Below are 13,710 nucleotides of genomic sequence, written 5' to 3'. Positions count from 1 at the left end.
CCCAGGGGGGGGCGAGCACGGCATTCAAGTGCAGTCGTCGATAGCGAAGAGATGGAGCCCCCTATTCGCCGAAGCTTCATTGTCAGCCAGGCGGTTGACACTTTGATGACGGTTGCGCGGCAAACTGACGGCCGGTTGAATGTGCCCGGCATACCAATGTATAGCGAGTGCTTGCAACTCAAGGAAAGGCCATTCAGCCTTGGGTTGGTTCAGGCTGCCCCCGTTCTGCAAAGCCCAAGAAACCGGGGGCGGTGCGCAATCCGTATCGGTTCAAGGTTCTGACCTAGGGATTTCCCTAGGGCCGGCTGTTGCGTGTTGCGAACAGAATCCCGCGTTAGCGTCTTGTTGCATTTGACGAAGTTTGACAAGGCCGGGCTTGAGTTGGGAACCCTGCAGGCGCCCATATGGCTTATCGTGGCTCATCTCAACCGGGTGTGCGGTGTTGTCGGGCTTTTGCGGCCAGTATCGAACCCATTCGTCTTACGGTAACCGGCCAGGCAGTCGTGAAGCTGGAATGCCGTTCACAGAGTCTTTTTCAAGGCGCGAGCGCATGCCTTCTTTCTCGGTATGTATTCATCGCGCCTGTGCTTGGGTCTGGCTTAACACAAATGGTTTGATATTTTTTGTTCAAATGTTTCGTTCTTGAAAAAAATGTCGTAAAAAGCTAACACGTAGTGTTTTTGTGTGAAGTCGTACAAAAAATTGTGCGCTTTGTTGAAAAAATGCTACCTATAATCGGAGAACCGTTTGGAAATTTGGCTTGCCATGTCCTTCCGGTTTTCTGTCTGGCTGGGGTGTGCTCTAGCAAAGACCCGAAAGCTGAACTAGTTCTAACTTTTTGAAGAGGTTTTTTCATGAAACTGAGCAAAGTAGCCTTTGCAGTGGCTGGTCTGATGGCTATTGCCGGCGCCGCCCATTCCGGCCAAATTGGCTCGTCCTCCTCCACGCTGGCTATTGAAGTCATCAAGAGCGACGCTCAAGTGGTGTTGGCTCCCTCCAAGAGCTACAACTTTGCAGGTGACATCGATGCTCGTACCAACGAGCAGCGTCTGCAACTGCAATACACCCTGGAAAAAGGTTCGTGGCCCTTCGGCGCGGGTACGCGCTTCCCCGCCGCAAACGCCTTGGTGACTCTGGCAGCAGATCAGGTCATTACCGTTGCCTATCAAGATGCTGCTAACGCAGCTCAGACTGCACTGCCTGCCGGTTCGACCGTTGACGGTTTTGTGACTGCCGATGGCAAGACCCTGGCACTCAACATCACCATTCCAGCGGGCGCCACCAACCTGCTGAAGGCTCCGATCTTCACGCTGAACGCGAAGAACACTACTGCTGACCTGCACGTGGCCAACTCCGGTATCACCGGTCTGTTCACCGTGGCTGGCGCTGCTACTTGCGTGTCTCCTGACTCCAGCATGGACATCACGTTCAAGCACTTCACGAACCACAACGGTCAGGCCCAGCTGCAAACCAATGTGTCGCCTGACTCCGAGCACGTGCGCTCCGGTTCCACCAACCAGGCTCGTCTGCTGAACTTCACGCAGAACCTGGCTTTCGAATTTGCCGCAGCGCCTCGCTCGTCGCAAACCGATGCCAACACCGTGAACAAGACCCTGCTGCTGTCCGGCGGCGTGGGTAACTGGTCTGGCGTTGAAGTGGTTCCTGGCACGGCCCTGACTCCTCTGACTGGCGCTACCGCCAACCTGCTGCACTACATCGGCAAGGTGAACCTGAAGCAACGTGGCAACGGTCTGGACACCAACTACACTAATGTGTACGGTGATTCCGTGGCTCCCTTCGTGGCTGCCAGCCCCTTCATCGCTGCTGACTTCGTGCAAATCGCTGCTCCTGGCACTGCAACTTCCAATGCGGGTGTTGTGGAATTCCAGAGCTTCGACGTGACGCTGACGCTGCCTGCAGCCTGGCCTGCCGGCACGATCGTGACGCTGGCTGATGGCGCAGGTGCAGCAATTCCTGGTGTGACGCCTGTCACACTGGCTGCTCCGAACCTGACAGAAGTCAAGCTCGTGGTCAGCAATGCTGCTGCTGCTGCTGCAGTTGCCAACGGCGCCTATGCTTGGGCTACCTTCAACGGCACAACAGCCATTCCCCAGACCGCTGGTGTGGCCGCCAAGGCCAGCATCATCAAGGCTCTTGGTGCAACGGCAGCCGACTTCAGCGAACAGAACAACATCTGCTCTGGCTCGCTGGCCGGTATTGGCGGTGGCATCAAGATCGACGTGCGTAACTACGCCACCTACGCCACCTACGGCACAACTGGTCCCAAGTCCTTCGTGCGCCTGATCAACAACAGCGAGTCGCAAGCCGCTGACGTGTTCGGCCAGATCATCTACGGCAACGGCCAGTACGGTCCCTGGGGCAAGCTGACTGACCTGGCTCCTCGCGCTGCCGCGAACATGACCAGCCAGCAAATCGAAGCCCTGCTGACCAATGCAGCTTCTGCCACCAACCCCTTCGGTAACGGCACCAAGTACGACAGCGACACCAACGCTGCTGTGCAAGGCAACAAGGGTGGTGCAGGTAACGGCGACCGCCTGCGTATCGTGTCGAACACCGGTTCGACCCTGCGCGTGCAAAGCTTCATCCTGTATCCCAACGGTACGGTGCTCGACACTTCCAATGCCCAAGGCGTGGACTTCGAGAACCAGAACAACAACCGTACTCCCTCTACCGCAATCGACGGTCAGCCTATCTCGCAAGACGCGATCAACGGCCTCGGCCGTTAATATGGTTGCTCAATTTGCCTGAACCAGGCAAATTGCATCCATTCAAAAAATGGCCCTTCGGGGCCATTTTTTTTATGTGAAAAAGCATTTGATCCAAAGTGGTATCTTCCACCTTGAAAAAGGAATGCCCTGCGAAATTAATGCCGGGTGCATGGGGTGCCAGGCCATGCCGACCTTGAAGCAAGCGCGAAAAAGACGAGGGTGCTGCAACCAGGGCACCAGCGCATCGCAGCCAGGCTCTGGCATGTGTTCGCTGAGCCATTCTGGAGGCCAGTTCATTCCGCTCCATCGGGTAGGCAAAGAGCGGATGTGAGGATGACGTTGATGGCGGCCTGCTGCAATCTCAAGCAAATGGCGAAGTCTGTTCTACAAGCGCATGCGGGCGCCGAAGCCAGGGGCCGGTGGTTCCCTGAGAGTCTCAATTTCCCGGGCTTGCGGAAATCATCTTGGGCGGCAGCGCGCAAGATGATTGGCTGGATCAGGTCGTGGCCGGAATTACGGGAGCAAGATCAAAAGCTTCCCGGCAAGCGCAGGACACGCTCGGCCGTAGTTGTCTCAGGACAATGCGCTTATTTCCCGTTAGCTACCCAAGAACATACGCTTTGCGGTAGCGCAGAAAGGGACGCTCGATGCAGCGGTAGCTGAGCCAGCACAGGGGCAGCAAGGCGATAAAACAGAGGAGGGCCGCTGGCAAGGCCAGGTAAAAATGCTGCAGAGCCTGTGATTGGCGCTGCAGAGCATCGGCAATGGCAAAAACTACAAAGAAGTGCAGCAGATACATCGAGTAGGAGAGGCTTCCGACCCAGGACAGAAAACGGCTTGCTGTGGCCGGGAGTGGGTGCGTGGCGGCGTGGTGGTCATACCAGCCGATGAGAAGGGCGTAGGCCACTCCTTCCGCGGTTGGTAGCCATATCCATATGGGCGATGGTGATGGGTAGCTGGGCATGCCATAGAAGCCGCCGCGCTGGTCAAACCATGCATACAGCAGCATGAAGCCCAGCAGGCCAAGCCAGACTGCATGCGTGCGCTGGACATAGTGCTTGCGCCAATGCCAGGCCAGGATGCCCAGCAGAAATTGGTCGATGCGGCCCAGCAAAGTGAGATAGGCCATGCGTTGCACTTCTCCGTACTCGGCGTGCCAGTACACGCGCAATGCCAATGCCAGAGCCAGGCAGCCCAGAAGCCATAGGGAGCTGCGGTGCAGCAAGGCCAGAAGCAGCGGTAGGAGAACGTAGAACTGCAGTTCAACCGCAATGGACCAGGCGCCGTTGGGCCATAAAGGGTAGACCAGGCCTAAGGCAAGTTCATGGGAGAACTGACGTAGATAGGCCTCGGGAGACGGGCTTTGGCTGGCGTGCCAGACGGCGTAGCCAAGCAGGGTGCATGCCAGCAAGGGCAGCAGGCGCAGCAGGCGATTGTAAAGAAACCAGCCGTAGTGAATGGAACGACCGTCGGTGAGGCGGGCAAAGAGGTATCCGCTGAGCGTCATGAAGAGGGCAACGCCTGTGTGACCTTCATCCCAGAGCGCCAGCAGTGGCAGCGGGGCGCTCTGAAAAGGCAGAGGGTAGCCACTCGTGCCGTGCATGAAGTGCCAGGCAAATACCATGCAGGCGGCTAGGGCGCGCAGATGATCCAGCCCTGGGTAATGCTGTCCGCTGGTGGAATGCATGCCTTGTACGCTACAAAAGAATAGCTAAGCACAACAAGGCCGCTTCTGCCGGAAGCGGCCTTGGTTGTTCTCAGGTCAGTGATTGAAGGACTTCATGATGTCCCTGAGCAGTTCAGGATCATCGACCACGGTCGCTCCTTTGGGGGTATTGATTCCGCCAATGCTGCTGGGTGCGGGCTTGCCGGTAGGGGCAGGCGCTGTATTGATTGGCGCGGTAGCCGGGGTCGCTGTTGTGGGGGCCGGCCGGCTGCTGGTCTGTGGAGGCGGTAGTGTGGTGGGTATTGCCGGAGTGATCTGGCTGCCTACAGGAGCCGCGCTGCGGTTGCTGAGGTTGAGCATGCGGCCCTGTGGCTGCGTAGTGCTGGGACTGTTGGGGGTCTCGGCTCCGGTTGGAGGAGCGCTTGCAGGTGCTGGCTGAGCTGGAGCTGGAGCTGGAGCTGGAGCTGGAGCTGGAGCTGGAGCTGGAGCTGGAGCTGGAGCTGGAGCTGGAGCTGGAGGCGTCGGCGTCAATGGGCCTGATGACGCGGCAGGGGCTTGTTCGGCAGCAGGTGGTTGGGCATCAAGGCGAGCCTGGCGGGAAAGGCGAACGCGGTCGCGCACGCTCTTGGCCCAGTCTCCAAGCGTATTCTGATAGGCATCGGTGGCAGCTTCGGCTTCGGCGCTATCGTTGAGGATATAGGGGGTGATGAGCATGACCAGTTCGGTACGGTCACGTGACTTCTTGGCGCTCTTGAACAAGGTGCCAAGGTAGGGGATGTCTTTCAGCAGCGGAATACCGCTGTCGCTCGTCGTATGGGTTTCCGAGATCAGTCCGCCGAGCATGACGGTGGCTCCATCGCGTAGGCTCAGCTTGGTTTCGACGGAGCGCTTGCGTATGGTGGGAGAGGATGTGACGCCCGTGACGGTGGATTCGGCGCTGCTGACTTCCTGGCTGACCTCGATGTCAATACGGTCGCCGGAGTGTATGACTGGGCGGACGCGCAGCAATACGCCGGTATTGCGGTACTGGACGGTTTGCGGCACCACGGTGGTGTTGCCTCCAATGATGCCGCCGCCGTTGGTGACGGCCTGGCTGGTAACGGTCGGGACTTCCTGGCCGACGTTGATGTTGGCAGCCTCCCCATTGCGGGTGATGATTTTCGGGTTCGAGATAACCCGGGAATCACTGGAGCTGGCCAAGGCATTGATGGCCAGTTGGCGCAGTGGATTGCCACCCAGCAGGGCGTTGATCTTGAGGCCGTTGCCATCGGCATTGAGGCCGTAGGTAGTTCCGCTGAGCTTGACGGCGCTGGCGCCTGAGCCGAGTTGGTCCAGTTTCCAGGAGAAGCCGAGGTCGTTGTCGTCCTTCAGGGCTACTTCAGCAACCAGAACGTCGAGCATTGCCGATTTGACGGGCTTGTCCAGCTCGGCCAGGAGTGCCAGCCATTGACGATAGTCTTCCTGGCTGCCGCCCTGGAAGATGAGGGAGTTTGTGGCGTTGTTGACAACAACGCCGCGTCTGCGACCGACTGGGGCCTGGGTGGTGGTGCTGCTGCCCGAACTTTGCTGAGTCGGTGCGGCTGCGCTGCTGCTGATCAAATCGTTGAGGGATTTGGCGAGTTCCTGGGCATCGGTATTACGCACAGGGTAGGTAAAGAAAGCGCTACCGGCTTGCACAGCGCTCAGCTGGTCAAGCTCTTTGACCCAGTCAATGACGTGATCGAGAGTGCCTTTGCTAGTTGCAAAGATGAGCACGCTGTTGATGGGAGGCAAGGCCACCAGAGAAATGGGCTCGCTGCCGCCAGCTTGCAGGCCAACGGCGTACCCTTCTGCCTTAAGTACTTCGGCCAGACGCTTAGCAAACTCTTCCGCTCCCCAGAACCGGGGGACGACTCGCATATTGTTTTGACTGCGCAGAGTAGGCTGGTCAAAAACCTGTATCAGCTCCAGCGCAACTTGTACGTCATCGGGCTGGCCGCTCACAAGCAGGCCGCCAAGCTGAGTGGGTTCCACCTTGACCGAATCGCCCAGCATGGTCTTGAGTGTGCCGATGAAGGTGTTGGCTTGTACCGCTTCCGTTTCCACGTAATGGAAGATGGGGCGCAATGGCAGCGGGACTGTCGGTTGGGCACGTCCTCTGCGTATCAATGGGAGCGTGCTGGCGATCGAAGTGCTTGGGGTGATTCGGATGAGTCCGCCAAAGTCCTGCACCGCCACGCCATAGCTTTTGAGTAGCTGGCTGGTGACGTCCATCAGCCGGGCCGCACTGATAGGCTTGGGAGTTCGGAATGTCACGAGGTCAGGCCGTGCATTGACTGAGGCATCAATGGTGTAGTTGACTTGGAGAATGCCTCCGTACACAGCCTGTATGAATGCGCCCAGAGGCATTTGCTCCAGGGTGACGGTCAGGTTGCCTCCCTCTTCGCTGGCTTGCAGGGGAGGAGTGGCGGGACGCAGGTTTCCGGTAATGGGATCTGCGGGCCGAGGGCCTGGCCGAATTGTCGTTTGTCGGTTGAGCTGGTTTGTATCCGTGGGCGCTTGCGGTGTTCCTGCGCTATCTTGGCTGCGTGCAAATGCCGGGGGGCGAGGGGCGGTGGGAGGGGCTATGCAGCCGACCAGCACCACGCAGGCGGTGGCGATGGCGGTTAGACGGTAGACAGAAGATAACAACATGATTGAATGACTAAATTAGGGCAAGGCCAAAGCTGTTGAAGGGCAAGGCATCCTCCAAAATTCATGCCCTGAGGAGGCGATGAGGCGTGCAATGCATTGGGTGCACAGAAGCTAATGTTTGCCAAGGCCTACTTTCGCGTTGATGTTGGAGAGTTCGAGGGGGATTGTGTGGCACTGTCACGCTCGAACAGCGGAAGACGCAGTCGCTGCCGATCCGGTGTAAGAATTCCAATGGCGTCTGACTTGACCCAGACTAGTACACCGCCACCTGGCAGACTGTCTCCAATTTTCAACATGTGAGGAGCAGGGTCGTTATCGAACTGCACGATGATTTGTGTCTGTTTGCCCCGCCGCACGACGCCTGTGACATGCCAATCCACGGGAGTCAACGGAGTGGCTCGAACTGACCAGGGCGTATTGGCGGTGCTTTCCCACAACGTCAGCAGCGGACCGGGCGGGCTATCGCTATCCTTCTCTGGAAGGGCCACTACCGTGGGCGGCAAGGAACCAGGAGGCAGTTGCACAACTTCAGTTGCCGATTCTGGCACTGATGCGGTATCTGATGATTGTGTGATGGCATGTTGGGTCGTGGTGCCAGCCCAGTATCCGAGGGCTGCACACAACAAGCCAGTTAGAACCAGGAAGCCTATCCTTTGTTGCGCCTGCTTCATTGGCTTGATTCCTTTGGATTGGAAGGCACGGCAGCAGTCTGTGTCAGGCGGCGGAGGTCGCGTTGCGCCGCGTCGTAAGTGGTTTGCCAGTTGGAACTGTTCAAACCATAGGTTCGAACCTGTAGTTCAATGGTTCCGCTGCGGACAGCGAGCTTTTCTATTTTGCGCAAAATAGGGCCCTGCTCAATTTGGCCCAGAAGTGTGTCCAGATGAGGATATTGCAGGGGGACGCTGACGCGTACATTGGCGTAGATGAGGCCAGGGAACTGGGCATCCTGTCCAGATGGAGAGACGGTCTCGCCCTGGGCAGAGACGCGGCAGCCTGCTTTGAGGCGTTCGCATAGGTCTCCCAGGGACTCCATGGCTTGGGCTCGAAAAGTGCCAGTCTGAGTGATGGAAGGGAGGCGCTCGAGCCATTGCAGCTGAGCTTCTAAGGCCTGCTGCTCTTGCTGGGACCAGTTGACACTTGTGATGGAGCTGCGCTCACGCGAGCGCAGCTCTGTCAGGCGTTTCATTTCTGGCTGCAGTTGCTTGAGTTCGCCTTCCCATTCCATGGCCTGGTTGGCCAGGATGATCAGGGCCGCCAGCCATACCAGCCAGCGAAGGTTGTGGGTCATTCTGCGTTCTGGCCTGGTGTAGAGGCGACACCCTTGATGCGCCATGTGAATTTGAAAGCTCCATTTCCGGCGACATCCACAAAGCGGGCATCATGGAAATAGGAGCTGTTTTCGATAAGTTCGAGCATGGCAGTCAACTTGACGGAGCTTCCCGTGCTGTTGCTGGGAGTCAAGGTCGCTTGAATGGTGGGAGGAAGAATCTCCAGTTCACGCAGCGCCATACCTTGGCGCGGCCAGGTATCTGCCAGTTCCAGGAGCAAGCTATTCATGGTCGGCTGAGGTGAGAGCTTGCTGGCTTGGTGCAACCAGTCCAGATTGTGCTGCGCACGCTGCCGAGCCTGTAGCAGCGGCTCCATTGCTACAGCTTCTGCCGCCTGAGTTTGCAGGCCGGTGTCAATGATGTACTGAGCCGAATTCTTTTGCCCATAAATCCATCCAGCCCAACCCAACATTGCAACAGTCGTCAGCGACAAGCCAAGGTTGATCAGGCTCGGCCAGCGTACCTGAAGCTTGCTTTCTGGTCTGGGTGTGAGATTCCTGCCCCAGACGGCGGTGTTGGCAGGGGATGAGGGAGGCTGGGTCGGAAGCTGCTCGGGCCAGCCGTTGCTTTGTAGTTCAGGGGTTTGGGCATACAGAGCCGCCCATTCATCCTGCGATGGAAATGAGGGAAGCCAAAGACTGTCTGCCAGCATGCGCTGCTGCCAGAGTTGCAGCTCTATACCGGGTACTTGAGGAGTCTGTAATAGGCTGACCTCGGAATCCCGTGGGCTGCCCAGAAGGCTTGAGGGCCAGATACTGAAGCGCTGACCGGGTGCGAAGTGCCGGGCCATCTGCTCTTCCAGATCTTTGTTCCACAACCATAGGTGGAGCCATTCGGCCTGGTGCAGTGCGAACGAACCGGTGCTGGCAAAAGGCGATAGCGATTGCGTTTGAATCTGAGCGAATGCCCTCATTCGCAGACGCGGCACCCCTTTGCATGGAATGCGTTGATATATGCACAATTCGCGTGGCAGTATGACCCGTGCAGTGCGCAGACGCTCTAGCCAGTGAGAGCGCTTTGGCGGCACTTTTTCGGACTCGTCAAGGCGAAAAAAAAGAATCGGTGGGTGCATTGCTCGGAATCGTCACTGGGGCCGCAGGGGGCCACGGCAGGGCTTGGAGTGTACCAAAAGGGGGGGCTGACAGTATTTCGCTCTGAGTTGTATGCCAAGGACTGTCTTTGTCTGATGAGTCAAGCACCAATGTGTAGCGCAGCAGCCAAGGACCCTGGGTGGCTTGGTGGGTTATGTGCAAGCTGCGCTGGGCATGTTTGCCAGAGAGGGCTCCAAAAGCGCCATCGTTGCGTCCCGCGAGTTGGTTGTTGTTGGCTGTGCGTTCGGCCAGTCGCTCGGGGTCTCCTCTGGCACTGATGATGTCCTGCACCTGTTCGGCATTGAGGCCTGTAGCTTTCAATACGCGTGCTGGAGCGGTTGCCAGGTTGAGGCTGGTGCCAACCATGGTTGTTTCGCCGTGGATGGTCATTTCGTTGGCGCAGCCGCTTTCCTCAAAGGCATGACGGTATTTTCCCCAGCCATATACGGCCCATACTTCGGCACTTGTCAGCAAAGGACTATTGCGTGGCGGCGGCAACCCTGCTGTGGCATAAGTCTCCTGCTCAGCCCCGTGCAGCCGTTGAAGGTTGTCGCTATCCACATAGTCTTCCAGTGCATCCATCAAATAAGGGGTTTGCTCCGAGGAGACACCGCATAGCTGTAAAAAACGATCCAGCAAATTGCGGTCGATACTGGCCAGATTGACCAGTCCACCTGCGTCTTGCAGGCGTATCAGACTGTACTTGTCGGGCTGATACAGGGTGCTGTCGACCTGTACGCTTGAGCCGCCATTGCTGAATTCTGCCAGTCCGGCTTGAGCGGTGGAGAGCCAGTATTGCGATTGAGCCTTGGCGCTCAGAGCGCTGAGGATGAATTCGGATCGCTTGCGCAGCAATGACACACGCTCAGCGGAGGTTTGAGTGATATCGGCAAGCAGGGCAACAGCCAAAGACAGGCCCGCGAGTATCCAGAGTACGCCAGCGAGTGCAAAGCCGCTATTTGATGAAGGAGATGGAATTTCTTTCATTACGTCCCTGGAAAAAAATCGCTCATGTTTTTCTGCGGAGGTGTGAGATAGCCCTCATAGGCAATGAATTTCAGAATTTCTGCTGATCCACGCGTATCAATTAATATGATAGAGGAAGGTATTTCTCGATATTGAGCTGTGCCTTTTGGCGGCCAGTTGGAATATTCTTTTCCTTGATGATCAATGAACTTGAACTGAATCTGACCAGGGAAAACTGTGATTAATTTTTCTTCTTTTTTGCTTTGATTCTGAAATGATAAGGCTGTGCTTTTTTGATCTTGTTTGAGGTTTATATGGATGACTTTTGGAATTCCTCGCGGCGCATCGGGAGGTGCGGTGGTGGATAAGGTAATTGATTTTTCAGAAGCTGAAAAAGGAATTTCCTGCTGAGGATCTATCACCATATTTGCAATAATATCATGCATGGCCCGAACTTGATTCCAACGATCTAGAAACCCATTGTTTTGGGTAGATGCGGTTTCTATGATTCTTGAGATCTGGGTAAGAGATCCAGAAATAAGCACGATGACGAAGCTGAGAATTACAATAGTGACAAGAAGCTCGATTAGAGTTAAACCAGCCTCATTTTTATGAGGAGCTGATTTACCAGGAGATTCCAGAGTTTGCATTGGATATTTTTTTATAACCCGAAGAATTAATGGTGAAATTGAGTGCTACTTCGTTGCTTTTTGAGATTTTCACTTCTGTCTTGAATAAGCCGATTTCATAATTCCCCTGGCCTCCGCGACTGTTGAGACTGCGCTGTATGGGCTGCGAGGGTGTGCTGCTCCATTGAAGATCGTAATCATTTATTTTTGTTCTGCCTTGAGCATTATCCATTGGATTAATCGAGCGAATATATTCAATGGCCTCAAATTTAATGAGTAGTAATTTTTCCTCTTGCTTAAGGCGATGCATGGTGGACGCGCTCTGCCCTAGCCAAGTAAAAGCTACCGTGGCTCCGATGCTCAAAATAACCAGTGCAGCAAGTACTTCAAGGAGGCTGATGCCTTTTTGTGCATTCATATAAATCAGCGCATGAGAATTTTTGATTTATTTTTCAAAAATTTTGACTTTTTCTTTCAAGGAAAAATGGCAGTTTTCCTTATCAATGTTAAAGGTTATTTTTTCTTTTTTTGTGGTAAATGTTATGTAACTAGAGTCGCACATGCCTGACTTCCAGATATTGAGTTTCTGATCTTTTCCAATCATCCATCCCGCTGGCAAATCGAGCGCTGCTTGACCATCTGCCAAAATGGTTTTTGCACTTTTTTCGTTAAGCTCAAAATCTTGCTCCAGCAGTGCAGATCGCACTATTAATTTTTGTAATCTATTGGATATCTCAATAATTGTAACATTGTCTTGCGTGGAATTGAACCAGCGTTCAAAGCCTGGCAAAACAATACCCGCAAGCAGCCCCAATAAAACCATGACAGCCATCATTTCTATCAAAGTAAAACCTTTGAGTAGATTTCTGGAAATGTGGCTGCGGTGTGGATTGATATTTTTGGGGTGGTGATTATTTTGACATAATATCGGCATTTAATCCTTCACCGCCTGGCTTGCCATCCGCACCATAAGATATTACAGAGAATGCTTTTCCATTAGGACCCGGGCTTGTGATTTTATATGGGTTGTTCCAGGGGTCTACGGGAAGCTGGCCCTCCAGATAAGGTCCTTTCCACAAGGCTTGAATATTGCTATCTTCAGGCTTGTTTGTGAGCCATTTGAGAGCAGTCTCCCCTTCTGGCAAAGTACCTATGTCGAGGCGCATGATTTGCAGGGAGCTTTCAAGCATTTTTATTTGCACTTGCGCTGTCTGCACTTTGCTGGTATCAACCTTCCCGAAAATTCGAGGGCCCACCAAACCTGCAAGCAAGCCGATGATGACCATGACAACAAGCATCTCGAGCAGGGTAAATCCGCGCTGTTGATTGATATTTTTTCTATAAATGTTTTTCATTTGAGTTTGTTTGTGAAATGAGTAATAAATAATTTCATCATTTAGATGACGTTAGTCAGGCTTGTAATGGCTAGCATGACGCTGATCATGATGCCTCCTAGCAGGACTGAGACTAATAAAATAGTAATAGGTTCCAGGAGGATCAAAAATTGTTTCATGCTTTGCTGGGCATGGGTTCTGTGCATCTGAGCCAATGATGTTGTGGTTTGAGGTAATTTCCCAGATTGCTCCCCCACTTTAATGAGATTAAGGCCGATGGCATCAACAAATTGATGCTCTTGCATAGCTAGAGCTAATGATCGTCCGGATTTAACATCTTTAGCGATTAGTTCTGCACGTGCTCGCCAGCTTTGACCGGTTAAAGAATTGAGAGAGTGGTTTAAAGCGTCTAGTAGCGGAACATGATTTTGTAGTAAGACAGAAAACATGCCAGCCCAACGAGCAAGTTCAATGTTGGTGATCCATGTGCCTATAACTGGCATTTTGCTGGCATTTTCCCAAAGTTGAAGCTGAATATTTTTTTGGCTAAATAAAAGCCATAAACTCAGGAAAAATCCTGCCGTACAGGCTGCTGCAAGTAACTTGTTGTTGACTAACCATAGACCAGATTGAAGAACCCAGCGTGAGAACATTGGGATATCTGCTTTGGGATTGGTAAGAATATTCGCGAACTTTGGAACGACGAAGATAAATACAACCAATGTTGCTAGAAATCCGCTGGTAATAAGTACGAGAGGATAGGTAAGAGCATTTCTGGTTTCTCGCCGAAATTCTGCATCCGCTGTCATTTGCTGAGTTGCAGACTGCAAGGAGGCACCAAGCTTTCCGGTTTCTTCTCCGGCCTTGATTAGCTCGTGAACATATTCTGGTAAATTGAGGCCACTATGGCGCAGTGCAGTTGCCAGGTTGCTTCCTGATCGCAGGCTTGCATAGGCGCTGGAAAAAATTGGCCCGGATGCACGTGTTTCATGCCCTTGGGCAATGTTCAGAACGGAATCGGCCAGAGGAATACCCGCATTTAATAATGTTGAAAGCTCTTGAATGCACAACAATATTTCTTCGGAATTTATTTTTTTAGAGCTGTTTTTTTCTAAAAATTTTATATTGAGAGAATCTTTTCTATTATTGTTTTTATTTGAAGATTTTATGGAGAAAACTTGTAAGCCACGTTTTGATAGATCTTGAATTGCAATATTTTCATTTTCTGACTCAATCGTATCAGTGGTACGTTGCCCTTTTTGATTAATAGCTTGATATATGAATTTTGGCATAT

At 53.7% G+C, this 13,710-nt stretch carries 11 protein-coding genes; 1 reads left to right on the top strand and 10 read right to left on the bottom strand.

Features of this window, described 5'->3' with window-relative positions; translation table 11 throughout:
- Positions 1-854: 854 nt before the first annotated feature.
- A complete protein-coding gene (locus AC1RTQ_RS02720; protein ID WP_492874121.1) occupies positions 855-2,747 on the top strand; it encodes a hypothetical protein in 1,893 nt (630 codons plus the stop codon).
- Between the two features lie 583 nt (positions 2,748-3,330).
- On the opposite strand, the gene AC1RTQ_RS02715 is transcribed toward AC1RTQ_RS02720, so the two are convergent.
- The 10 genes from AC1RTQ_RS02715 to AC1RTQ_RS02670 all read right to left on the bottom strand — a co-directional run bounded on the left by AC1RTQ_RS02715 (position 3,331) and on the right by AC1RTQ_RS02670 (position 13,708).
- Positions 3,331-4,416, bottom strand: a complete 1,086-nt coding sequence (locus tag AC1RTQ_RS02715) for an acyltransferase family protein (RefSeq protein WP_492874120.1) — start codon at positions 4,414-4,416, stop codon at positions 3,331-3,333.
- 75 nt (positions 4,417-4,491) lie between these two features.
- Positions 4,492-6,690 carry a secretin GspD/PilQ domain-containing protein gene (locus AC1RTQ_RS02710; RefSeq protein WP_492874119.1) on the bottom strand — a complete coding sequence of 733 codons (2,199 nt, stop codon included), beginning with the start codon at positions 6,688-6,690 and terminating at the stop codon, positions 4,492-4,494.
- 1,045 nt (positions 6,691-7,735) lie between these two features.
- The gene (locus AC1RTQ_RS02705) at positions 7,736-8,356 is read right to left on the bottom strand and encodes a hypothetical protein (RefSeq protein WP_492874118.1); all 621 of its coding nucleotides are present in this window, start codon (positions 8,354-8,356) and stop codon (positions 7,736-7,738) included.
- Positions 8,353-9,468, bottom strand: coding sequence for a hypothetical protein (locus AC1RTQ_RS02700; RefSeq protein WP_492874117.1), 1,116 nt, complete (start codon positions 9,466-9,468; stop codon positions 8,353-8,355). Before AC1RTQ_RS02700 ends, AC1RTQ_RS02705 begins: the two co-directional genes overlap by 4 nt.
- A complete protein-coding gene (locus AC1RTQ_RS02695; RefSeq protein WP_492874116.1) occupies positions 9,437-10,474 on the bottom strand; it encodes a type II secretion system minor pseudopilin in 1,038 nt (345 codons plus the stop codon). Before AC1RTQ_RS02695 ends, AC1RTQ_RS02700 begins: the two co-directional genes overlap by 32 nt.
- Entirely contained in the window at positions 10,474-11,103 is a 630-nt protein-coding gene (locus AC1RTQ_RS02690; protein WP_492874115.1) for a PulJ/GspJ family protein, read from the bottom strand. The genes AC1RTQ_RS02695 and AC1RTQ_RS02690 overlap by 1 nt, the downstream gene beginning before the upstream one ends.
- Positions 11,078-11,500 carry a type IV pilus modification PilV family protein gene (locus AC1RTQ_RS02685; protein WP_492874114.1) on the bottom strand — a complete coding sequence of 141 codons (423 nt, stop codon included), beginning with the start codon at positions 11,498-11,500 and terminating at the stop codon, positions 11,078-11,080. Before AC1RTQ_RS02685 ends, AC1RTQ_RS02690 begins: the two co-directional genes overlap by 26 nt.
- A 27-nt stretch (positions 11,501-11,527) precedes the next feature.
- Positions 11,528-12,016 (bottom strand): pilus assembly FimT family protein, encoded by a 489-nt coding sequence (locus AC1RTQ_RS02680; RefSeq protein WP_492874113.1) that lies wholly within the window; start codon positions 12,014-12,016, stop codon positions 11,528-11,530.
- Complete coding sequence (gene gspG / locus AC1RTQ_RS02675) at positions 11,994-12,437, bottom strand: type II secretion system major pseudopilin GspG (protein ID WP_492874112.1); 444 nt, start codon at positions 12,435-12,437, stop codon at positions 11,994-11,996. The genes AC1RTQ_RS02680 and gspG overlap by 23 nt, the downstream gene beginning before the upstream one ends.
- 41 nt (positions 12,438-12,478) lie before the next feature.
- On the bottom strand, positions 12,479-13,708 hold the full coding sequence (locus AC1RTQ_RS02670; RefSeq protein ID WP_492874111.1) for a type II secretion system F family protein: 1,230 nt from the start codon (positions 13,706-13,708) through the stop codon (positions 12,479-12,481).
- Positions 13,709-13,710 lie beyond the last annotated feature (2 nt).

The sequence above is a fragment of the Comamonas sp. GW821-FHT11H03 genome (assembly GCF_058807955.1).
The sequence above is the reverse complement of the archived record's forward strand: the minus strand, read 5'-3'. Positions and strand labels throughout refer to the sequence as shown.